Here is a 21,494-nt window from a genome sequence, read left to right as displayed (position 1 = left end):
CACAAAAAGACACCGGCCAATGGCCGGTGTCTCTCGCGGGACGCCTGTTGAGGTCGGTCCCGCTCCTGCCTCCCAGGTAAGGGGATCAGGGCTTGGTGGCGGACGTGGTGGTCCTGTCCGGAGCTGCCGGCGTTGCCGCGCTCTTTTCGCTGGCCTGCTGTTCCAGCGTCTTGAATTCCGGAGCAGCCTTCAGCGTTTCCGCCGTTTCGGTCGTCGTCAGGCGAATGGTGCCGTCCTGTGTGTTGCGGGTCATCGTTACCTTGTCCATGGGCACCGCGACATCCTTGGCACCGATGCCGAGGAAACCGCCGACGCCAATCACGGCTGCGACGAGACCGCCGTCTTTTTCCATGATGAGGTTGGTGACGTTACCGATGCTCTCGTCGGCTGCGGTATAGACCGACTTGCCGATATAGTCATTGGCGCTGATCTGCGTTTCGCCCTGCTGGGTGATGTAAGCACCGCCAGTCGTTGCGGCCGCGCTGTCATTGGCCAAAGGAGCCGCCGGCGCCATCGGGGTGGCGGGAGGCGTTGCGGGTTCGGTCTGCGCACTCGGATTTGCCGGTGCTGGCTGGGTTGTACCCTGGGCGATGGCAAGCGGCGCGAAAGCCGTCGTGCCCATCAGGGCGGCGGTGACGAGTATCGTAAGTTTCTTTGCCATTTTCGTACCTTCCTTTCATCGTTTTCGACTGGCCGGGCGGTGACGAATTTCGCTTTCCACTCCATGACCGGTTCGCTTTGCAAACGGGCTGACCATTGAAATGGTTCCGATTTTTTCAGTCGCATCGACGCAATTGCGACATTTTGCGGCTCCCGAACGAAAAAATCAGGCATTGCTAAAGGAGGATGGCGCGGTATTATCCGTGACGTAACAATGCCGTAACTGCCGGAGTTTTTGCATGCCTCAACCCGGCAAAAAACTGAAAGACATGTTCTCGGCTTTGCGTCGACGCAGTGCGAATTTTTTTCCGACGGCCTCCATCGGCACCTATCTGGTGGTGATGGCAACCGTCATCACCCTGCCGCTGATCCTTTTCGGCGGCTACTTGATGCTGCGTCTTGAAAGCGAAAAGCGCGACGACCTGCAACGGGAGACGATCGAGGATGTTAGGGTCGTCAGCCGCAACATCGATCGGCGTCTGCAGGAAATAGCCACCTCGCTCAATCTGCTGTCGCAGTTCCCGGAACTCGAGAATGGCAATCTTGCCGCTTTTCAGGGGCGTGTTGCCGAAAGCCTGAAACGGGAGGGCCTGTACGCCATTCTCGCCACCAAGGAAGGCGAACAGTATCTCAATACCCGGGTGTCATTTGGCCAGCCTCTCAGCAAGGTGCCGGCCGAGGCCAATCTGGCCAAGGCAATCGAATCCCGTCGGATCACCGTTTCGGACATGTTTTTCGGCGCGACGAGCAAGGAATGGGTGTTCAACGTTACCCTGCCGCTCGACCCCAATCTGGGGTCCGCCGGAGATGCCCTGATCCTGACGCAGAATACAAGTGACCTCAGCCGGCTCATCCCCACGGAAAATCTGCCGCGCAACTGGGCGGTCGCCATTATCGACGGTAACAATCGTGTTGTCGTTTCCAGTGCGCAGAATGGGGTGGAAGTGGGCAAGCCATTTGCCAGCCCCGCCATTCTTTCAGAAATGCAGGCCTTCAGCGGCAATTTCTTCGACGACAAGGGTAACCTCTATGCCTATGCCCAATTGCCAGGCTGGCAATGGCGAACCGTGATGTGGGGGCCACTTGCCGCAAGTCAGGCAGCATTGGTCGACACGTGGCGGCAAATGATGATCGGCAGCACGATGCTGGTGCTGATCGCCATCGGCGGCGCCTATCTGGTCGGCCGGCAATTGCGCAGTTCCATTCGCGATCTCACGCTCATGGCTGAACGCATCGGTGAAGGCGAGATCGTGGCGCCCGTCGATACCAAGATCAAGGAGGCCAACCAGGTCGCCGTCGCACTCTCCAATGCCTCCTTCGACAGAAGCCAGTCGGAAGAACGGCTGCAACTTCTGCTGCACGAACTGGTTCACCGCTCCAAGAATATTCTGACGCTTGTTCAGGCGATGATCCGGCAATTGGGGCGGGAAAACAAAAGCATCCCGGAGTTCCAGAAAGAGGTGGACCACCGTCTTCGCGGTCTCGGAATGTCGATCCGGGCATTGGCGGAGGTTCAATGGCAGGGCTTGCCGATCCGTAAGCTGATCGAGACCCACCTCGACGTTTTCGGCACCGTTTCGGAACGCTTCGAGTTGTCTGGGGACGATTTCATGCTTTCCCCGGAAGCGGCGCAGAATTTCGGGCTCGTGGTGCATGAGCTGACGACGAATTCCATCAAATATGGCGCTCTGTCGGTTGCGCTCGGAAAAATCACGGTGAGCTGGAAGCCGCTCGAAAAAGATGGGCGTCAGATGATTTATATCGTCTGGACCGAAACGGGCGGACCACCGGCGACGGAACCAAGCCGCAAGGGCTTTGGTACCACGGTCATCAAACGGCATGCGGAAGGCGCATTCGGCGGACAGGTGGTGACGGAGTATCGCGAAACCGGGTTCGAATGGTCGCTTGAAGCGCCGATGCGCTATTTTATACCCAAGCGACCCGATCAGGCAGGCCCGCTTTGAAAGATGGCGTGCTGGAGCCCCGTACCGGCAGCTGAACAGCAGCTAATTTCGCCCTCCGCAAAAAAAATGCGTTTTAGTGGAACCGAATTAGGCCGGATGCATTTTCACTGCAGGCCAAGCAATTCCCCCGTCCCCGCCTGAAGCTTGGCTGACAATAAACAGGTTTCACCCCTGAAAACCTGTTATAAAAATAGCACGGCTCTTTCATGGGCCGTGCTTTTTTATTGCGTTCTCGCAAAAACGGCCGAAGTACTGCCTATGAGGCAAGTCTCCAACCGAAGGCCATTATTTCGAAATTTCAAATGTCAGCGACGTCCCCGGAAGGAAATTTCAGCCGGTAGACGATCCGCTCCGGCGTGAGCTGATATTCGGCACTTCCGCCCAATGCGGATGGAACGACCTTTTCCAGCACGACGCTGCCGAAACTGCCGCGCCTCGCCTGCGCCGGCTCTTTCGACGGCATGATCGGCTCTATCCACTCAACGATACAAAAATCGCCTTCCTGGCGGCATTGCAGCGAGATTGGCGGATGATAGGCGAGATTGCCGCTGTGGCTGACCGTATTGACGACCAGCTCATGGAAAGCCAGACCGATATAAAGCGCTCCATTCGGATTGAGCAGCAGGTTTTCACCTTCCATGTGGATGAGATTAGGATATTCCGGCACATAGAGGTCGAATTGCTGGCGAAGAAGCTCGAATATGCGAGCACCTCTCCAGTCGGAATCCGTGATGAGATCCTGACTTTGGGCAAGAGCGTGTAACCGCCCCCGAAACTTGCGCAGAAAATCATCCTTGGTGAGGCTGAAACGGGCCGTCTGGCCCGCAAGGCTCTGGATGATCGCCAGGAGGTTCTTGGAACGGTGGCTGACCTCGCGCAGCAGCGAGCGCAAAAGCTGCTCGCGCCGCCGTTCCGCCGTCACCTCGCGAATGGTGGTTTTCATCACCGCCTGCTTCGCCTGGTTGAAGGTGGAATGGATCTGGAACTGGAAAACCCGGTCATTGCCGGCATTGACTTCCAGCATGCCCCGACTGCCCACCACATTCATATCTTTTTTGAGTTCGGCAAGCCGCTCTGAAAGATCGTTGCCAAACACATTTTCATCCGTGGGATGGCTATCGGTCGGCAGACGCCACACATCCGGCAGGTTGGCCACGAATATATACTCGCGGTTCCAGTCCTGTAACATGACTGTCTCGCCCGAATCGAGCAAAGCGAGGACGAGCGAATCGTGCAGCTCGCTCTCGTTCCTCTCCGCGTTATGCCATGCCAGCCGATGCAAATTCATCTCCCTGCAAAAAGCCGTGAGATCACCTCACGACCGTAACCGCGAACGTCCGGGTACCGTAGTTGTTCCCGGACAGTCTACGGTTTCGGCAAATTTCACGCCGCGACGCGAGAGCTTTCGTTGAAAAACAGGGCCTGGCTGATAAGCGCTTTCACCATGTCCGGGTTGAACGGCTTTGTAACGAGGAATGTCGGCTCGGGCCGCTCACCCGTCAAAAGACGCTCAGGGAAGGCCGTAATGAAGATCACCGGCAGAGACGTCATCTGAAGGATCTCCTTCATGGCATCAAGCCCGGAGCTGCCGTCTGCAAGCTGGATGTCGGCAAGGATCATCTTCGGCTGCGTGCGGTTGAAGAGATCGATAGCCTCCGCATGCGTGCGGGCAATACCCGTAACGCGATGGCCGAGATCGGTGACCATCTGCTCGATATCCATGGCGATCAGAGGTTCGTCCTCAATAATCATGATATCGGTCGCAACCTGGCGGGCGATTTCAGAGGCCGCCTCATCGATCAGCTGGCCGATCTGGGCTTCAGTTACCCTCAGAACCTCTGCTGCTTCCGAAGCTGTGAACTCTTCGACCGTGGTCAGAAGGAAAGCCTGGCGGGCGAGCGCTGGCACCGCAGAGAGGTTGGCGGAAGCGCGCTTTTCCCAACCTGACAGGTTTTCATCGGCCTTTATATTGATCGTGACGGAACTAAAAATCGATACGAACAATTGATAAAGCGAAACCCGATCGTTGCTTGTCGGCGGAAAGATGCTGATATCGGCGATCAGAGCTTCAAGTGTTGCTGCAACATAGGCATCGCCAGTGGATTGAGAGCCGCAAACGGCACGCGCGAACCTGCGCAGATATGGCAGGTGCGGTGCGATGCGTGTAGAAACTGACATGGAATTCTCCCCTTTCATGCGGTCTGCAACGCAAACCCACGATAGCAACGTGCGCATCATAAAAAAAGTTCCGGATCGCCGGAACTATTTTTTTCATCGCGCATTCTTGCCACGACACAAAAGGAATACCGGACGTTATGAACATATTTCAATCGGACCAAGATTCTCCGGACAATCCGGCCAACCCTCAGGTCCCGCACTCTGGGCGGGCGGTGATTTCCCGCAAGCTCAGGGAACTCTACGATGCTGTTCAGGAAGAAGGCATCCCTGACAAATTCCTCGACCTTCTCGAGAAACTCGATGAAGCCGAAAACAGAGCCAAAGACAAGGCTTCGGGGGAATGATGGCGAAAGAGCCGGAGCAGACAGAATACAATTTCAAACGGGAAATGCTGGCGGCACTGCCAAACCTGCGGGCATTCGCGATCTCACTCATCCGTTCGAGGGATCGCGCTGACGACCTCGTGCAGGATACGATCATGAAGGCCTGGGCGAAACAGGAGAGTTTCCAGCCCGGCACCAACATGCGCGCATGGCTTGTGACGATCCTGCGTAACGAATTCTACAGCCAGATCCGCAAGTCCGGCCGCGAAGTACAGGATACCGATGGGGTTTACACCTCGCGCTTGTCCGTGCCGCCAGAACAGCATGGTTCGGTCGATCTTCAGGATTTTCGTACGGCACTTGCAAAATTGCCCGACGATCAGCGCGAAGCGATCTTGCTGATCGGCGCCTCCGGCTTTGCTTACGAAGAAGCAGCCGAGATTTGCGGTTGCCCGGTTGGCACGATCAAGAGCCGTGTCAGCCGCGCGCGATTGCGCCTGCAGGAACTTCTCGGCATCGAAAACGAAAACGAGTTCGGTCCTGACGCGCAGATGAGCGCCGTTACCGCCGCAGCCACCGCGCGCTGAACCGACGGAATTCGCAAAGCACTAGACGGGTAGGCTCGTGCCTGCCCGTTTTTCTTCGCCGCGTCGTCAGATACCGGTCTCCTTGACCGACTGCATCACGACGAATGTCGAAGTGTTGGAAACCGATGGCAGGCTGGAGATTTTTTCGCCGAGCACCCTTCGGTATTTGCGGATATCGCTGGTGCGCACCTTCAGTAGATAATCGAATGCGCCGGCGATCATGTGGCATTCCTCCACCTCCTTGATCTTGCGCACCGCCGTGTTGAATTCCTCAAGTGCCTTTTCGCGTGTGTCGGAAAGCTTGACCTCTGCGAAGGCGATATGGTCGACGCCCAGTTTCTGCGGATTGAGCACCGCACGGAAGCCCAGAATATAACCTTCATCCACCAACCGCTTGAGCCGCGTCTGGCACGGCGTCTTGGAGAGGCCGACCCTTTTCGACAGTTGCAGCACCGACATGCGCCCGTCTTCGCTGAGGGCCTCGAGAATCTTGAGATCGAAGTGGTCCAGATCGTCTGTTTTATGACTATTAGCCATGTGATTTCACGCCAATTTTGAATAATAAAAGTTCATATGGCCTGTTCTATCCTCAAAATAGGACCATAGCAATTTTTACGGCAATGATATTGTACGCAGCAGAATGACAAGCGGCGAGCGGAGGACACGCTGCCGCTGACAGTCTGTCTTCAACAGCTTTTTCAGGATTTTCAGAATGGCCGATGGTGCAAGCAAAGCCGATGTAAACCCGCAGCAGACGGTGAACGGTATTTTCCAGAATTTTGCACCGCCCGTGCGCGAGCAGAGCCCGTTGCGCAAAGCAATTACCGCCGCTTACCGCCGCCCCGAGGAAGAGTGCCTGGCGCCTCTGATCGAAGCGGCGACCGTCACGCCCGAGCAGGCCACAGCCATTCGCACCACGGCAACCAAGCTGATCGAGGCGTTGCGCGCCAAGACGAAAGGCACCGGCGTCGAGGGGCTGGTGCAGGAATATTCGCTCTCCAGCCATGAGGGCGTGGCCCTGATGTGCCTTGCCGAAGCACTGCTGCGCATTCCCGACACCGCCACCCGCGACGCGCTGATCCGCGACAAGATTGCCCGCGGCGACTGGAAGTCCCACATCGGCGGCGGGCGCTCGCTATTCGTCAACGCCGCCACCTGGGGTCTCGTCATCACCGGCAAGCTGACCTCGACGGTCAATGACAGCGGCCTTTCGGCGGCGCTGACCAAGCTGATCGCCCGGGCTGGCGAACCCGTCATTCGCCGCGGCGTCGATATGGCGATGCGCATGATGGGCGAGCAATTCGTGACCGGCGAAACGATCGGCGAAGCGATCAAGCGCTCCAAACCGCTGGAGGAACAGGGTTTCCAATATTCCTACGACATGCTTGGCGAAGCAGCGACCACCGCCAAGGATGCGGAGCGTTATTACAAGGACTACGAAAACGCCATCCACGCCATCGGCAAGGCCTCCGCCGGGCGTGGCATCTATGGTGGCCCCGGAATTTCCATCAAGCTTTCGGCCCTGCATCCGCGCTATGCCCGTGCGCAGGCAGAGCGGGTAATGGCGGAGCTTCTGCCGCGGGTGAAATCCCTGATGCTGCTCAGCAAGAAATACGATATCGGCCTCAACATTGACGCCGAGGAAGCTGACCGGCTGGAACTGTCGCTCGATCTTCTGGAGGAACTGGCGCTCGACAAGGATCTCACCGCCTGGAACGGCCTAGGCTTCGTTGTGCAGGCCTATGGCCGCCGCTGCCCCTTTGTTCTCGACTACATCATCGATCTCGCCCGACGTGCCGGTCGCCGCATCATGGTGCGTCTGGTCAAGGGCGCCTACTGGGATGCGGAGATCAAGCGCGCACAGGTGGACGGGCTGGAAGACTTCCCGGTCTTCACCCGCAAAGTGCACACGGATGTCTCCTATATCGCCTGCGCCCGCAAGCTGCTTGCCGCGCGTGACGTCGTGTTCCCGCAATTTGCGACCCACAACGCTCAGTCCATGGCGACCATCTACCATCTCGCCGGTCCGGACTTCAAACTCGGTGATTATGAGTTCCAGTGCCTGCACGGCATGGGCGAACCGCTTTACAGCGAAGTCGTCGGCAAGAAGAAGCTCGATCGTCCCTGCCGCTTTTATGCGCCTGTTGGCACCCACGAGACGCTGCTTGCATATCTTGTCCGCCGTCTGCTGGAAAACGGCGCGAACTCCTCCTTCGTCAACCGCATCGCGGATCCCGCCGTGCCGGTGGCTTCCCTGCTGGAAGATCCGGTCACCGTGGTCAAGGCTTACCCCGTTCCCGGCGCACGGCACGACCGCATTGCTGCACCCGCTGGTCTCTTCGGCCCCGAACGGGCAAATTCCGCCGGTCTCGATCTTTCGAATGAAACGGCACTTGCCGCGCTGGACAACGTCCTCAAGGCAGGTGCGACGACGGAATGGAAAGCCGCAGCACCGCAGGCAGGCGGAAAGACACGCCCGGTCCTCAATCCCGGCGACCACAATGATGTCGTCGGTTATGTAACCGAACCGACAGAGGCCGATGTCGCAGCGGCAATGCAGCGGGCCGCAGCCTCCAACTGGTCTTCCACGCCGGTTGAAGAGCGCGCCGCCTGCCTGGAGCGCGCTGCCGACCGGATGCAGGCCGAGATGCCGGCCCTGCTTGGCCTCATCATGCGCGAGGCCGGAAAATCCATGCCGAACGCCATTGCCGAGGCGCGCGAGGCGATTGACTTCCTGCGTTATTACGCGGCGGAAGCCCGCAAGACCTTCAAGGCCGACGAGACACCGCTCGGCCCGGTCGTCTGCATCAGCCCGTGGAACTTCCCGCTTGCCATCTTCATCGGCCAGGTAACCGCAGCACTGGTTGCCGGTAATCCGGTGCTGGCAAAGCCCGCCGAAGAAACTCCTCTGATCGCCGCGCAGGGTGTGCGTCTGCTGCATGAGGCAGGCGTTCCGCAGGACGCCGTGCAGCTTCTGCCAGGTGACGGCAAGACCGGTGCGGCGCTGGTCGGCTCAGCGCTCACGGCGGGTGTGATGTTCACGGGCTCCACGGAAGTGGCGCGGCTCATTCAGGGTCAACTCGCAGGCCGGGTTCTCGCAAACGGCCAGCCCGTTCCCCTGATTGCCGAGACCGGCGGCCAGAACGCGATGATCGTCGATTCTTCGGCGCTTGCCGAGCAGGTCGTCGCCGACGTCATCGCCTCTGCCTTCGACAGTGCCGGCCAGCGTTGCTCGGCGCTTCGCATTCTCTGCCTGCAGGAAGATGTGGCCGACCGCACCCTGACGATGCTGAAAGGCGCGCTGCACGAATTGCGCATCGGCCGCACCGATAGCCTTTCCGTCGATGTCGGCCCCGTCATCACCGCTGAAGCTAAAGGCATCATCGAAAAACATGTCGACAGCATGCGCGCACTCGGCCACCGGATCGAGCAGATTTCGCTTGCCGGCGAAACCGGCAAGGGCACCTTCGTGCCACCGACAATCATCGAGATGAAATCGCTCGCAGATCTGAAGAAAGAGGTCTTCGGGCCGGTGCTGCACGTCATCCGGTTCAAGCGCGACAATCTCGACCGGCTGATCGACGAGATCAACGCCACCGGCTATGGCCTGACCTTCGGCCTGCATACGCGTCTTGACGATACCATCCAGCATGTCCTGTCGCGCGTCGCGGCCGGTAATCTCTATGTGAACCGCAACATCATCGGCGCCGTGGTCGGCGTCCAGCCCTTTGGCGGGCGTGGCCTCTCCGGCACCGGTCCCAAGGCGGGCGGACCGCTCTATCTCGGCCGCGTCACACAAACCGCGCCGAAGATCGACCGCGTTGCCAGCCAGCAGGACCAGGCGGCTGTCGATCTCGCCCGCTGGCTGGATGAGAACGGCCAGAGCGTTGCAGCCGAAGCCGCAAGACAGGCCGCAGCCCTTTCCGGCCTCGGTTTCGAAACCGAACTCGCAGGCCCTGTCGGCGAACGCAACGTTTATGCGCTGCATCCGCGCGGCAAGGTGCTGCTTATCCCGGCCACCGAGCAAGGGCTCTATCGCCAATTGGCCGCAGCGCTTGCCACCGGCAACTCGGTCGTTATCGACAATGCGTCGGGGCTGGAAAAGTCGATCTATGGATTGCCGGCAACCGTTACCTCGCGCATCACCTGGGCGGATAGCTGGGAAAAATCCGCCCCCTTTGCCGGCGCGCTGATCGAGGGCGATGCGGAACGTGTCGTTGCGATCAACAAGAAGATCGCCGCCCTGCCCGGTCCGCTGGTTCTGGTTCAGGCCGCCACGACGGAAGCGCTTGACCATGAAACCCAGCCCTACAATCTCGACTGGCTGGTAGAAGAAGTCTCCGTCAGCGTCAACACAACGGCCGCCGGCGGCAATGCCAGCCTGATGAGCATCGGCTGATTATCTAGTTCCGGCAGGGTCTCGACCCTGCCGGTCCATCACATCACCCACCGATTTCGCCACGACCGAAAAGCTGGTTCAGAACCTGTTCTTCAAGCCGCGCGAATTCCGGGGTGCCGTGTCGTCGCGGACGCGGCAGTTTCACATCGAGATCAAGGGCGATGCGCCCCTCATCAATCACGACGATGCGGTCGGCAAGTGCGACGGCTTCCGAAACATCGTGCGTAACGAGAACGGCGGTGAATTTCTGCTTGCGCCAGATGCGCTCCAGCAGAAGCTGCATTTCGATACGGGTGAGCGCATCGAGCGCCCCGAGGGGTTCGTCCAGCGCCAGAATTTGCGGATGCGCCACCAGCGCGCGTGCCAGCGCCACGCGCTGCTTCTGGCCTCCAGACAGGACATAGGGCCATTCGCCCGCCCGGTCTTTCAGCCCGACCTCCTCGAGAATGGCGAGCGCCTGCTCGTTCGCCGCCTCACCTTTGGCGATGCCGGTCAGGCCCACGGACACATTGTTTGCGATGCGCTCCCATGGCAGAAGGCGCGGCTCCTGAAACATCATGCGAGTGCGGCTCGATGCGTCTTTCGAAACGGTGCCGCTTGTGGGCGCGTCAAGACCGGCCAAGATACGCAGAAGCGTGCTCTTGCCGCATCCACTCTTGCCGATAATAGCCAGAAACTCGCCTTCCCGCACATCGAGATCGATGCCGCGCAGAACCGGTTTATCGCCAAAGGTCTTGGTCACATTGCGGAAGCTGAAGGCGACCTTGCTGTCGTTCTGCTTGCCGCGGTGTTCAACCTTGGTCTCCGCCCCGGAGGGGGAGGATGATGGGGCATCGGGGCGTCTCAACGTCGTAACATTGCTGGTCGACATGGGTTACCTCAGACTTTCTTGAAGGCTGGATGCCACTGCAGGAAGATGCTTTCGAGGAAGCGGGCGAAACTGTCCGCCAGCTTGCCAAGAAGCGCGTAAATGAGGATCGACAGCACGACGACATCGATCAGCAGGAACTCGCGCGCCTGCATGGCCATGTAGCCGAGGCCGGAAGAGGAGGAAATCGTTTCCGCCACGATAAGCGTCAGCCACATGATGCCGAGCGCATAACGCAGGCCGGTGAAAATGGAAGGCAGCGCGCCGGGCAGGATCACCCGCCGGAACAGGGTGAGGGGCGACATGCCATAGGTTCGGCCCATCTCCACCAGTTGCGGATCGACCCCCTGAATGCCGAGCAGCGTGTTGATGTAGATCGGAAAAAACACCCCGAGTGCCACGAGGAAAAGCTTTGCCTCCTCGTCGATCCCGAACCAGAGGATGACGAGCGGAATGAGCGCCAGATGCGGGATGTTGCGGATCATCTGCAGCGTCGTGTCGGTAAAGCTGCGGGAAAACCGCGACAGTCCGTTGGCCAGCCCGAAGATGAAACCAATCGCGCCGCCAACGGCGAAACCGGCCAGAGCGCGAGCGGAGCTGACACCGATATTGGCGATGAGTTCCCCCGAAAGCAAAAGCCGCCAGAAGGCTTCCGCGACGGCAGAGGGAGCCGGCAGGACGTTTGCCGAAATGAGGCCGACGCGGGCAGCAAGCTCCCAGCCGGCAAGAATGATGGCAGGAAGCAGCCAGCCCGTGATGCTTCCTGCCTCGATACGCCTTCTGATGCTCATCGCGAAGCCCTCCGTATCCGGGATCAGTTGGTGGCGCCTGACCAGACGGCATCCTTGATGCTGATCTGCTTAGGGATCAGGCCGAGGCGATAAAAGCGGTCGGCAGTTTCCTGCTGGCTGGCAATGATCTTGTCATCGATCTTCGAAATGCCGAATTCCGAACGGTTCGCAGCCAGCGTCTGCGCTTCCAGCGGCACACCTGTCACCTCATGCAGGGCTGCCGCAACCTTGTCGCGGTTGGCGGTGGACCATTTTGCAGCCTCGCCCAGGGCATCGAGCGTGATATTGATGGGGTCGGCATGGGATTTGGCATAGTCGCGATTGGCGAGGAAATAGGTGCTCACGTTGAGAACCTCGCTGGTACGGGCCAGAGTGACGGGCTTATAGCGCGTCTCGGCAATTGCATAGAACGGATCCCAGACGGCCCAGGCGTCGATCTTGTCGCTGGCAAAGGCTGCCGCGGCGTCAGCCGGGCTGAGATAGACCACGTCGATATCGCTGAATTTCAGGCCGTTCTTCTCAATTGCCGCCACCAGCAGATTGTGGGCGCTGGTGCCCTTGCCGACGCCGACCTTCTTGCCCTTCAGATCGGCAACCGACTTTATACCGCTCTCGGGCTTGGTGAAGATTGCCTCACCCTTGCCGTTCGAGGGAAGGGCCGCAACGTAAACGATGGCCGAACCGGCCGCCTGACCGAAGATTGGCGGCGCATCGCCCGTCCAGCCGACATTGATGGAGCCAACATTCAAGGCCTCCACCAGCGGCGGGCCTGCGGTGAATTCGACCCACGAAACCTTGACGCCTTTGGCCTCAAGCGCCTTTTCGATGACGCCCTGTTGCCTCGCGATCACCGGCAGGCCGGTTTTCTGATAACCGATCTTCAGCTCTTCCGCCGCCTGCGCCTGCAAGGGCAGAACGGATAATGCAGCGGCAACAAGAAAACTGGCGGAGAGGGCACGACGGGTAATGGCTGGCATTTTAGCTCCTTGTCGCCGACCCCTGGGGCCGGTTTGCGATATGGAGCAATGCTAGGGTTTTCGATGAAAACGATAGAGAGAGGATAATTCAATATGAGCGATATTGCGGGAATAAAATTCCGCAGAGACGCCTCTTTCCCGCAAATCATCGCAGGAGGCATCACCCAGCCTGCTTAATAGACGAATGCCGGTGCGGACTGGCCACACCGGCATGATGGATCAATATCGCTATCGAACGCGCAAACTTGCGGAGTGATTTACTCGATATCGAAGGAAACGCCCTGCGCCAAAGGCAGTGCCTTGGAGTAATTGATCGTGTTGGTGGCGCGGCGCATATAGGCCTTCCACGCGTCCGAACCAGATTCGCGGCCACCGCCGGTTTCCTTTTCACCACCGAATGCGCCGCCGATTTCTGCGCCCGATGTTCCGATATTGACGTTGGCGATGCCGCAATCCGAGCCTTCCGAAGACAGGAAACGTTCCGATTCCTGAATGTCGCGGGTGAAGATCGACGACGACAGACCAGCGGCGACGGCGTTATGCGCGTCGATTGCCTGATCGAGATCGCTGTACTTCATCACATAAAGGATCGGTGCGAAGGTCTCTTCCAGCACCGGCCCCGCCTGTTCAGGCATTTCGACAAGTGCCGGCTTTACATAATAGGCATCCGGCGCACCCGTATCCACGCGCCCGCCGCCATTCACCACGCCGTCATGCGCCTTGGCCGCTTCCAGCGCCTTCTGCATGCCGTCGAAAGCCGCCTTGTCGACCAGCGGTCCGACAAGCGCCGATGTTTCCAGCGGATTGCCGACGGAAACGGAGGCGTAGGCCTTTTTCAGACGCGGCACGAGCTGGTCGTAAACACTGTCATGCACGAAGAGGCGGCGAAGCGTGGTGCAGCGCTGGCCGGCCGTGCCCATGGCGCCGAAGGCAATGGCGCGCAGCGCCATGTCGAGATCGGCAGACGGGCAGACGATGCCGGCATTGTTACCGCCGAGTTCCAGAATGGCGCGGGCGAAGCGCTTCGCGAGGCGCGGACCGACATCGCGGCCCATGCGGGTGGAACCGGTGGCAGAAACCAGGGGAACCTTGGGGTTGTCCACCAATGCTTCACCAACGGCGCGGTCCCCGATCAGAAGCTGCGACAGCCCTTCCGGCGCATCGCCAAAACGGGCTACGGCACGTTCGAAGATGCCCTGAACCGCAAGTGCCGTCAGCGGGGTCTTTTCAGATGGCTTCCAGACCACCGAGTTGCCGCAGACTAGCGCGAGCGCCGCGTTCCACGACCAGACGGCAACGGGGAAGTTGAAGGCAGAGATAACGCCGACAACGCCGAGCGGATGCCAGGTTTCCATCATGCGGTGGCCGGGGCGTTCGGTGGCGATGGTCAGGCCGTAAAGCTGGCGGGACAAACCGACCGCGAAATCGCAGATATCGATCATCTCCTGAACTTCGCCAAGACCTTCAGATGGGACCTTGCCCGCTTCCAGCGAGACGAGACGGCCGAGATCGGCCTTGAAGGTGCGCAGTTCTTCGCCCAAAAGCCGGATCAGTTCGCCACGACGCGGAGCAGGCACGTTGCGCCAAACCTTGAAGGCGGCATCGGCCTTGTCGACTACGGCTGCGACACCCTCGACCGAAATGGTCTTGAGGCTTGCGATCTGTTCACCCGTTACCGGGCTGAACGACGCCATATCGCCGCCGGTATAAAGATCGCGGGCGACGCCCATTCTGTCGAGCAGGGCCGCGGCTTCCTGTTTCACGTCAAGCTTCGTGGTCGCATCCATGTCCAATTGTCCTTTTTGGCTCAAAGGGGAGGAAGGGCCGTTTTTGATACGGCGCTTTCAACTCCCGTCGCTGGTCTTTCCCCGAATTTATCATTTTGTGAAACGGGCCTCCGCCGAAGCCGGCAAAACACCATTCCATTCTTTCCCGTAATCATATATGGCCATAATGACCCTTTTCCAATGAGGAAAGCGGGTAAGTTGATGCGAGAATGGTATGGATCCGCGCAGAAGACTGGTCCCTGACATCGTAACCCTGCAAGCATTCGAGTGTGCCGCAAGGCATGGGAATTTTACCCGTGCGGCGGAAGAACTCAACCTCACGCAAAGTGCGGTCAGCCGGCAGATCGGCGAACTCGAGGCGCAGACCGGAATGCAGCTTTTCGAACGCATCCGCCGGCGCGTCGTCCTGTCGGAAGCGGGTCGCAAATTCCTGCCAGACGTGCGGCGCCTGTTGCAGCAATCCGAACAGCTGATGGTGCGCGCGGTCTCGGCCGGAACATCTCATGCATCGCTCTCCGTCGCCACCCTGCCAACCTTCGGCAGCCGCTGGCTAATGCCGCGTCTGCACCGCTTCATCGACGCCAACCCGGAAATGACCATCACCATCGGCTCGCGCTCGCACCCGTTCGATTTCGATGAGGAAGGTTTCGACCTCGCTATCCATTACGGCCAGCCGGTCTGGGCGCACGGCACCTGCACCTTTTTATGCAACGAGGTAATAGTGCCGGTCGCCAGCCCCGCTCTGCTTCAGCGCGCGGGAATGAGAGAGCCCGAGGATTTTAACCGGCAACCGTTGCTTCACGTAACCACACGGCCGAAACTGTGGACGGAATGGCTGGAGATGAATGGGGTAACGGCGGAGAATGCCTATAGAGGCAGCCGTTTCGACCAGTTTTCGATGATCATTGAAGCAGCCATAAGCGGCATCGGCTTTGCCCTTCTGCCGAAATATCTGATCGAGGCGGAACTCGTCTCCGGCCGCCTCGAAATCGTCTTCGACATCCCTCTGCAAACCGACAAGAGCTATTACGTTGCCCTGCCGGAAGGGCGGCAGGACAATGTCCTTGCCCGCGCCTTCCAGGCATGGCTTCTCGATCGGGTCGGCAAGCCGGCCTAGATATTCACACAGTGCCGCCGATGGAAACCTCGTCAAACCCCGGCAGATCGGGGCCGACCGGCACGATCCGGGTCGGATTGAGCGCCTTGATCGAATAATAACCGCGCTTGATGTGGTCGATGTTGACCGTGTCACGCACGCCCGGAATGTTCAGCACCCGCATCATATAGGCCTGCAGGGTCCGATAGTCGACAATGCGGCGAAGGTTGCACTTGAAGAGGCCGTAATAGGCGGCATCGAAACGCACCAGCGTCACGAAAAGCCTGACATCCGTTTCCGTCAGGCGATCGCCGAAGAGGAAGGGACCGCCTGATGCCAGGCGAGTTTCAAGTTCCTGCAGTGTCGCGAAGACGTCGGCGAAGGCTTCCTCATAGGCAAGCTGGGTAGTGGCAAAACCGGTTCTGTAGACACCGTTGTTGAGGCGGGGATAGATATGGTCGTTGAGCGCATCAATCGCGTCCCGCAGATCTTCCGGATAAAGATCGATGTCGTTATCGGCCAGATCGCCGAAACCGGAATTCAGCATGCGCAAAATATCGGCCGATTCATTGTTGACGATAGTTTTCGTCTTCTTGTCCCACAGAACCGGAACCGTGGCACGCCCGGTATAATGCGGATCGGCGCTGGTATAGGCTTCATGCATATAAGCGAAGCCGTTCAGCCCGTCGCGATCCGAACCTGGATAATCGCCGAATTTCCAGCCCTCGTCGGAGAGCGCCGGTTCCACAATTGAGACCGAAATGACATCTTCGAGCTTCTTGAGCTTACGGCCGATCAGCGTGCGTGAGGCCCATGGACAAATCAGCGCGACGTAGAGGTGATAACGGCCGGCCTCGGCCTTGAAACCGCCCTCTCCCGTCGGGCCTGCTAGACCATCAGGCGTTACCCAGTTGCGGAAGCCGGATGTCTGGCGAACGAAACCACCCTTCTTGTCGGTCGCCTGTACCGGGTGCCATTCGGCGGTCCACTTTCCATCCACTAGCATTTTGGGCTCTCCATTCATCTATCGATGAAAAGCTTATGGGGCCGTCTGCACCCACCCCACAAGCCGCGCTTCGGTTGACGCACTGTTTCCGATCGATTGATGACTTCAAAGCCGATTGCGGAAAAACGGATTCCAGCGAACCGTGCCAAGCCTGACCCTTTCGCGGATCATCGTCAGAAGTCCCGATGCGGCGATGACACCCAGCCCAAGCACCGCGATCGCATCCGGATATTCGTGGAAGAAAGTCATGCCGATCGCCACGGCCCAGAGGATCTGAGAATAATGCGAGGGTGCAATCTGGCTGGCCGGCGCGATACGTGTTGCGACGAGCAGCGTTATCTGCCCCGTTGCCGTGCAAAGTCCGATGAAGGCAAAGGCGGCGAACTGGTGCAGATTGGGCATGACGAACTCGGGAATCGAGGCAATGCCGTTGAAGGTGAGGCCGTAAACCAAAAGCACGCCCATGATCGAGGTGCGCTTCTCCTTGCCCGCAAGCGAGCGGAGCAGCACGATGGTCATCGCCGCCAGGAATGCGACACCGATGGCTGCGACGTGCCCGAGTTCCAGCGCCTTGAAGCCGGGCCGCACGACGAGCAAAACACCAACGATGCCGGCCAAAACGGCCGCCCAGCGCCATGGCCCTATATCTTCCTTCAATACGACAGCCGACAGCACTGTCACAAACAGCGGTGAGAGAAAGATCAGCGCATAGGCTTCGGCCAGCGGAATGGTGGTGAAGGCATAGATGCCGAGAATACCGGCGAACAGGCCGGAAATCGCCCGCCCGTGCACCGCAAACGGACGGCTCATGCGCCAGAATTCACGCCACCTTTCCTCACGCGGCTTGCTGAAGAAGATGAAGATGCCAGAAAACAGGATGCTGAAGAAGCCGATCTCGAAAACGCTGATCTGTGATCCAAGCGACTTGATCGTGGCATCGCCCAGGGAAAAGGTCGCATAAGCGAACAGACCGAGCAGAAAACCCTTTTGCATTTGAACTTCCCCGAACAGCGACCGCAACGCAAAGCGCACCCCGGCCGCTTAAAGCAACCCGGACGCCCCTTAAGGGACAGACAGTCTGGCAGATTTGATCCTCACCCTATGGCTAGACCCGGCTACCTATGAGTGCAAGCCGCAAAAGCCGCAAAAACACCCGATCCGACCGCATCGATGCAGATGGCCGCAAGGTGCGGCAAATTTGTCCCGCCGACGCCATCATATCACCGTCACGGAAAGAGGTTAGCCCGTGTTGATCGTGGCGCTTGGCGGCAAGCGTGAAGGCGGCTAAACATTGTGGTGTGATTGCACCCGCTGATTTCGCCTGAAGCTTGCTGCGCGAACATCGCCTCACGAACCGAAAGGAAGAAGAATGCGGATAGTGATGATCGGTGCCGGTTATGTCGGCCTTGTTTCCGGTGCGTGTTTTGCCGATTTCGGCCATGACGTGATCTGCGTCGACAAGATGCCGGAGAAGATCGAAGCGCTGAAAAGCGGCCATATCCCGATCTTCGAACCTGGTCTGGAGGTCATCGTTGCCAACAACGCCAAGGCAGGCCGATTGAGCTTCACCACCGATCTCTCCTCCGCGGTTGCCAGTGCCGATGTCGTTTTCATCGCGGTTGGCACGCCCTCGCGGCGCGGCGACGGCCACGCCGATCTCGGTTATGTCTATGCGGCGGCGAAAGAAATCGCCCATTCGCTTGACGGCTTCACCGTCATCGTCACCAAGTCCACCGTTCCCGTCGGCACGGGGGACGAAGTGGAACGCATCATCCGCGAAGAAAATCCCTCGGCCGATTTTGCCGTGGTTTCCAACCCGGAATTCCTGCGGGAAGGCGCGGCCATCGAGGATTTCAAGCGACCGGACCGCATCGTCGTCGGTCTTTCCGACGAGCGCGCCCGCCCGGTGATGACGGAGGTTTACCGTCCGCTCTATCTCAACCAGTCGCCTTTGCTCTTCACCACCAGGCGCACTTCGGAACTGATCAAATATGCCGCCAACGCCTTTCTGGCGATGAAAATCACCTTCATCAACGAAATGGCGGATCTGTGCGAAAAGGTCGGCGCCAATGTTCAGGATATTTCGCGCGGTATCGGCCTCGATGGCCGCATCGGCGCGAAGTTCCTGCATGCCGGCCCCGGTTATGGCGGCTCCTGTTTCCCCAAGGATACGCTGGCGCTTGCCAAGACCGCACAGGACTATGACGCCCCGGTGCGGCTGATCGAGACCACCATTGCCATCAACGACAACCGCAAGCGCGCCATGGGCCGCAAGGTCATCAACGCGGTGGGTGGCGACGTGCGCGGCAAGAAGATCGCCGTGCTTGGCCTGACCTTCAAGCCCAATACCGACGATATGCGCGACAGCCCGGCGATTGCCATCATCCAGACCCTCCAGGACGGCGGCGCCAAGGTGGTCGGCTACGATCCGGAGGGTATGGTGAATGCCCGCCATGTCATCGAGGATATCGACTATGCCAGCGGTCCCTACGAGGCTGCCGAAGGCGCCGACGCCGTCGTGATCGTGACGGAATGGAACCAGTTCCGCGCACTCGATCTGCCGCGCCTGAAGGCCATCATGAAAAACCCCGTTCTGGTGGATCTGCGCAATATCTACCGCACGGACGAGGTCACCGGGCATGGCTTCGTTTATGCCGGCATTGGCCGCCCGCACGACAGCAGTTCCGACAAGGGCCAATAGCGGTTTCGCCTTCGAAGTTTCATTAAAATGGTTTTTGCGCTTCGGTTCGGCCGCAAACGCACCAACGGATTTGGGATATAGTCATCATGCGTTATCTGGTTACCGGCACCGCGGGCTTCATCGGTTTTTACGTTGCCAAACGGCTGCTCGATGCCGGCCATTTCGTAACCGGTTTCGACGGCATGACGAAATATTACGATGTCAGCCTGAAAGAAAAACGCCATGCCATCCTTTCCCGCTCTAACGGTTTCAGGGCCGAAATCGGCATGCTGGAAGATACGGATGCACTGAAGCGCGCGGCAGAGGCTGCCGAACCGGAAATCATAATTCACCTCGCCGCGCAGGCGGGTGTTCGCTACAGCCTCGAAAATCCACGCGCCTATATCGATTCCAATCTCATCGGATCGTGGAACATGCTGGAGCTTGCCAAGAACCTGCGTGTCAAACACCTGATGCTGGCTTCGACTTCCTCCATCTACGGCGCCAATGAAAAAATTCCCTTTGCGGAAAGCGACAAGGCCGACGAGCCGATGACGCTTTATGCGGCCACCAAAAAATCGATGGAATTGATGGCGCACAGCTACGCCCATCTTCACAAATTGCCCACCACAGCCTTCCGTTTCTTCACGGTTTACGGACCGTGGGGACGGCCGGACATGGCGCCAATCAAATTCGTCGACGCCATCTCGAACGGCGAGCCGATCGATATTTACGGCCAAGGCAATATGAGCCGAGACTTCACCTATATCGATGACCTCGTTGAAGGTATCGTCAGGCTGAGCCAGGTCATTCCGTCCGAGGAGAACCGGGTAACTGAGGAAGGCGTCACCGACACGCTGTCGCACCACGCACCGTTCCGCATCGTCAATATTGGCGGCGGCAAGCCAGTGGAGCTGATGCACTTTGTCGAAACGGTCGAAAAGGCAGTCGGCAGGCCGGCAATCCGCAACATGTTGCCGATGCAGCAGGGAGACGTCCCCCGCACCTTCGCTTCACCCGATCTTTTGAGGGCCTTGACGGGCTATGTGCCGCAAACCCCGGTCGAGGAGGGCATCAAGGCCCTCGTCGCCTGGTATCGTGACATGCAGTCGACGGAGCTGCGCGAATAAATCAAAGCGTCGCCAGCAGACGATTGGAGAGCATGCCGCCGGAGGCGCTCTGCATGGCGATCTTGGTTTCCACGGCTTCGATGATAGTATCGCTGAAATCGACATCGGTGAGGTCGCGGATGTTGGAGAGGCCGCCCGGCGAAAACACGTTCACCTCAAGTATCTTGTCGCCGACAATATCAAGCCCGACCAGGAACATACCGTCTTCCACCAGCTTCGGCCGCATCATTTCGGCAAGCGCCACGATCTCGTCCGTCACCTTCACGGCCTCGGCGGTGCCCTTGGCGTGAATGTTGGAGCGCAGATCGCCTTTTGCCGGAACGCGGCGCAAAGCCGCATATTGTCCGTCGCGCATCAGTGGCTTGCCATTCATCATGAAGAACCGAATATCGCCATCCTTGGCAGCCGGCAGATAGGCCTGTGCGATCAAGTAACCTTCGAGACTGACCGCCTCGAAAATCTGGTTGAGATTTGCCTCCTTGCTGGAGCCGATCTTGAAGACGTTCTTGCCGCCTGAACCCTGCAGCGGCTTGACGATGACACCCTTAGGGTGGGTATCCGCAAAAGCGCGTATTTCATCGACATTGCGCGAGATGATCGTGGTCGGGCGTACGATTTCCGGAAAGCTCTGGAAATAGAGCTTGTTCTGCGCCAGCGCCAATCCTTCCGGGTCGTTCAGAACCACAACGCCACGCTGTTCTGCCAACCGCCCGAACAGAATGCCGGCATGCACCGCCCATGGCCGCGTCGTCTGATCCAGCGAGGGATCGTTGCGCAGCATCAGCGCGTCGATTTCCTCCACATCCATGGTGCGCCGTTCCAGCGCTTTGTCCTGAAGTGCTGCGTGAAAAGCATCGGCTTTCTTGTATTTGGCCTTCGGTAGAACGGTGGCGTGTACGGTCAGGCTATCATCCGAGCGCAAGGTAAAATCGCCAGGCGTCAGATACACCACCTCGTGACCGCGATTGAGCGCCGCCATGGCCAGCAGGCCGGTTGCGAAAGTCGGCCCCTCGGTTTCAATGGAATTGACGAAAAATGCGATACGCAT

General features: G+C 58.9%; 18 protein-coding genes. 7 read left to right on the top strand and 11 right to left on the bottom strand.

Going from position 1 to position 21,494, the window contains the following annotated elements; genetic code table 11:
* Positions 1-85 precede the first annotated feature (85 nt).
* Positions 86-661 carry a PRC-barrel domain-containing protein gene (locus CRP02_RS09240; protein ID WP_097170875.1) on the bottom strand — a complete coding sequence of 192 codons (576 nt, stop codon included), beginning with the start codon at positions 659-661 and terminating at the stop codon, positions 86-88.
* A 238-nt stretch (positions 662-899) separates the two neighbouring features.
* On the opposite strand from CRP02_RS09240, the gene CRP02_RS09235 reads away from it, so the two are divergent.
* A complete protein-coding gene (locus CRP02_RS09235; RefSeq protein WP_097170874.1) occupies positions 900-2,624 on the top strand; it encodes a sensor histidine kinase in 1,725 nt (574 codons plus the stop codon).
* A gap of 298 nt (positions 2,625-2,922) precedes the next feature.
* Here the strand turns inward: CRP02_RS09235 and CRP02_RS09230 are convergent, their stop codons facing one another.
* Together CRP02_RS09230 and CRP02_RS09225 are read right to left on the bottom strand one after the other, a co-directional pair.
* Positions 2,923-3,912: a sensor histidine kinase gene (locus tag CRP02_RS09230; RefSeq protein ID WP_097099674.1), complete on the bottom strand. Its 990-nt coding sequence runs from the start codon at positions 3,910-3,912 to the stop codon at positions 2,923-2,925.
* Between the two features lie 95 nt (positions 3,913-4,007).
* Positions 4,008-4,802, bottom strand: coding sequence for a response regulator (locus tag CRP02_RS09225; RefSeq protein WP_004432063.1), 795 nt, complete (start codon positions 4,800-4,802; stop codon positions 4,008-4,010).
* Positions 4,803-4,939: 137 nt separating this feature from the next.
* Between CRP02_RS09225 and CRP02_RS09220 the strand changes: the two genes are divergently transcribed.
* Both CRP02_RS09220 and CRP02_RS09215 read left to right on the top strand, forming a co-directional pair.
* Complete coding sequence (locus tag CRP02_RS09220) at positions 4,940-5,146, top strand: NepR family anti-sigma factor (RefSeq protein WP_004432062.1); 207 nt, start codon at positions 4,940-4,942, stop codon at positions 5,144-5,146.
* Positions 5,146-5,712 (top strand): RNA polymerase sigma factor, encoded by a 567-nt coding sequence (locus CRP02_RS09215; RefSeq protein WP_004432061.1) that lies wholly within the window; start codon positions 5,146-5,148, stop codon positions 5,710-5,712. The genes CRP02_RS09220 and CRP02_RS09215 overlap by 1 nt, the downstream gene beginning before the upstream one ends.
* Positions 5,713-5,778: 66 nt before the next feature.
* On the opposite strand, the gene CRP02_RS09210 is transcribed toward CRP02_RS09215, so the two are convergent.
* Positions 5,779-6,249, bottom strand: coding sequence for an Lrp/AsnC ligand binding domain-containing protein (locus CRP02_RS09210; RefSeq protein WP_004432060.1), 471 nt, complete (start codon positions 6,247-6,249; stop codon positions 5,779-5,781).
* Between the two features lie 175 nt (positions 6,250-6,424).
* On the opposite strand from CRP02_RS09210, the gene putA reads away from it, so the two are divergent.
* Complete coding sequence (gene putA, locus CRP02_RS09200; RefSeq protein ID WP_097170873.1) at positions 6,425-10,111, top strand: trifunctional transcriptional regulator/proline dehydrogenase/L-glutamate gamma-semialdehyde dehydrogenase; 3,687 nt, start codon at positions 6,425-6,427, stop codon at positions 10,109-10,111.
* A 43-nt stretch (positions 10,112-10,154) separates the two neighbouring features.
* Here putA and CRP02_RS09195 read toward each other — a convergent pair whose 3' ends face one another.
* From CRP02_RS09195 to CRP02_RS09180, 4 genes are all read right to left on the bottom strand, one after another.
* Complete coding sequence (locus tag CRP02_RS09195; RefSeq protein ID WP_097170872.1) at positions 10,155-10,982, bottom strand: ABC transporter ATP-binding protein; 828 nt, start codon at positions 10,980-10,982, stop codon at positions 10,155-10,157.
* An 8-nt stretch (positions 10,983-10,990) separates the two neighbouring features.
* Complete coding sequence (locus tag CRP02_RS09190; protein ID WP_097170871.1) at positions 10,991-11,770, bottom strand: ABC transporter permease subunit; 780 nt, start codon at positions 11,768-11,770, stop codon at positions 10,991-10,993.
* A gap of 23 nt (positions 11,771-11,793) precedes the next feature.
* Positions 11,794-12,747, bottom strand: coding sequence for an aliphatic sulfonate ABC transporter substrate-binding protein (locus tag CRP02_RS09185; RefSeq protein ID WP_097170870.1), 954 nt, complete (start codon positions 12,745-12,747; stop codon positions 11,794-11,796).
* Positions 12,748-13,004: 257 nt separating this feature from the next.
* Entirely contained in the window at positions 13,005-14,534 is a 1,530-nt protein-coding gene (locus tag CRP02_RS09180; RefSeq protein WP_097099678.1) for an aldehyde dehydrogenase family protein, read from the bottom strand.
* Positions 14,535-14,748: 214 nt separating this feature from the next.
* Between CRP02_RS09180 and CRP02_RS09170 the strand changes: the two genes are divergently transcribed.
* Positions 14,749-15,651, top strand: coding sequence for a LysR family transcriptional regulator (locus CRP02_RS09170; RefSeq protein ID WP_097170869.1), 903 nt, complete (start codon positions 14,749-14,751; stop codon positions 15,649-15,651).
* A 4-nt stretch (positions 15,652-15,655) separates the two neighbouring features.
* On the opposite strand, the gene CRP02_RS09165 is transcribed toward CRP02_RS09170, so the two are convergent.
* Complete coding sequence (locus CRP02_RS09165; protein WP_097170868.1) at positions 15,656-16,636, bottom strand: glutathione S-transferase family protein; 981 nt, start codon at positions 16,634-16,636, stop codon at positions 15,656-15,658.
* Positions 16,637-16,741: 105 nt separating this feature from the next.
* Entirely contained in the window at positions 16,742-17,629 is an 888-nt protein-coding gene (locus tag CRP02_RS09160) for a DMT family transporter (RefSeq protein WP_004432025.1), read from the bottom strand.
* A gap of 376 nt (positions 17,630-18,005) precedes the next feature.
* Between CRP02_RS09160 and CRP02_RS09155 the strand changes: the two genes are divergently transcribed.
* Together CRP02_RS09155 and CRP02_RS09150 are read left to right on the top strand one after the other, a co-directional pair.
* Positions 18,006-19,337: a UDP-glucose dehydrogenase family protein gene (locus CRP02_RS09155; protein ID WP_097170867.1), complete on the top strand. Its 1,332-nt coding sequence runs from the start codon at positions 18,006-18,008 to the stop codon at positions 19,335-19,337.
* An 86-nt stretch (positions 19,338-19,423) separates the two neighbouring features.
* A complete protein-coding gene (locus CRP02_RS09150) occupies positions 19,424-20,446 on the top strand; it encodes an NAD-dependent epimerase (RefSeq protein ID WP_097170866.1) in 1,023 nt (340 codons plus the stop codon).
* A 1-nt stretch (position 20,447) separates the two neighbouring features.
* Here the strand turns inward: CRP02_RS09150 and CRP02_RS09145 are convergent, their stop codons facing one another.
* A complete protein-coding gene (locus CRP02_RS09145; protein WP_004432010.1) occupies positions 20,448-21,494 on the bottom strand; it encodes a glutathione synthase in 1,047 nt (348 codons plus the stop codon).

The organism is Rhizobium sp. AN5 (genome assembly GCF_900215255.1).
Taxonomy (GTDB): domain Bacteria; phylum Pseudomonadota; class Alphaproteobacteria; order Rhizobiales; family Rhizobiaceae; genus Agrobacterium; species Agrobacterium tumefaciens.
The sequence above is the reverse complement of the archived record's forward strand: the minus strand, read 5'-3'. Positions and strand labels throughout refer to the sequence as shown.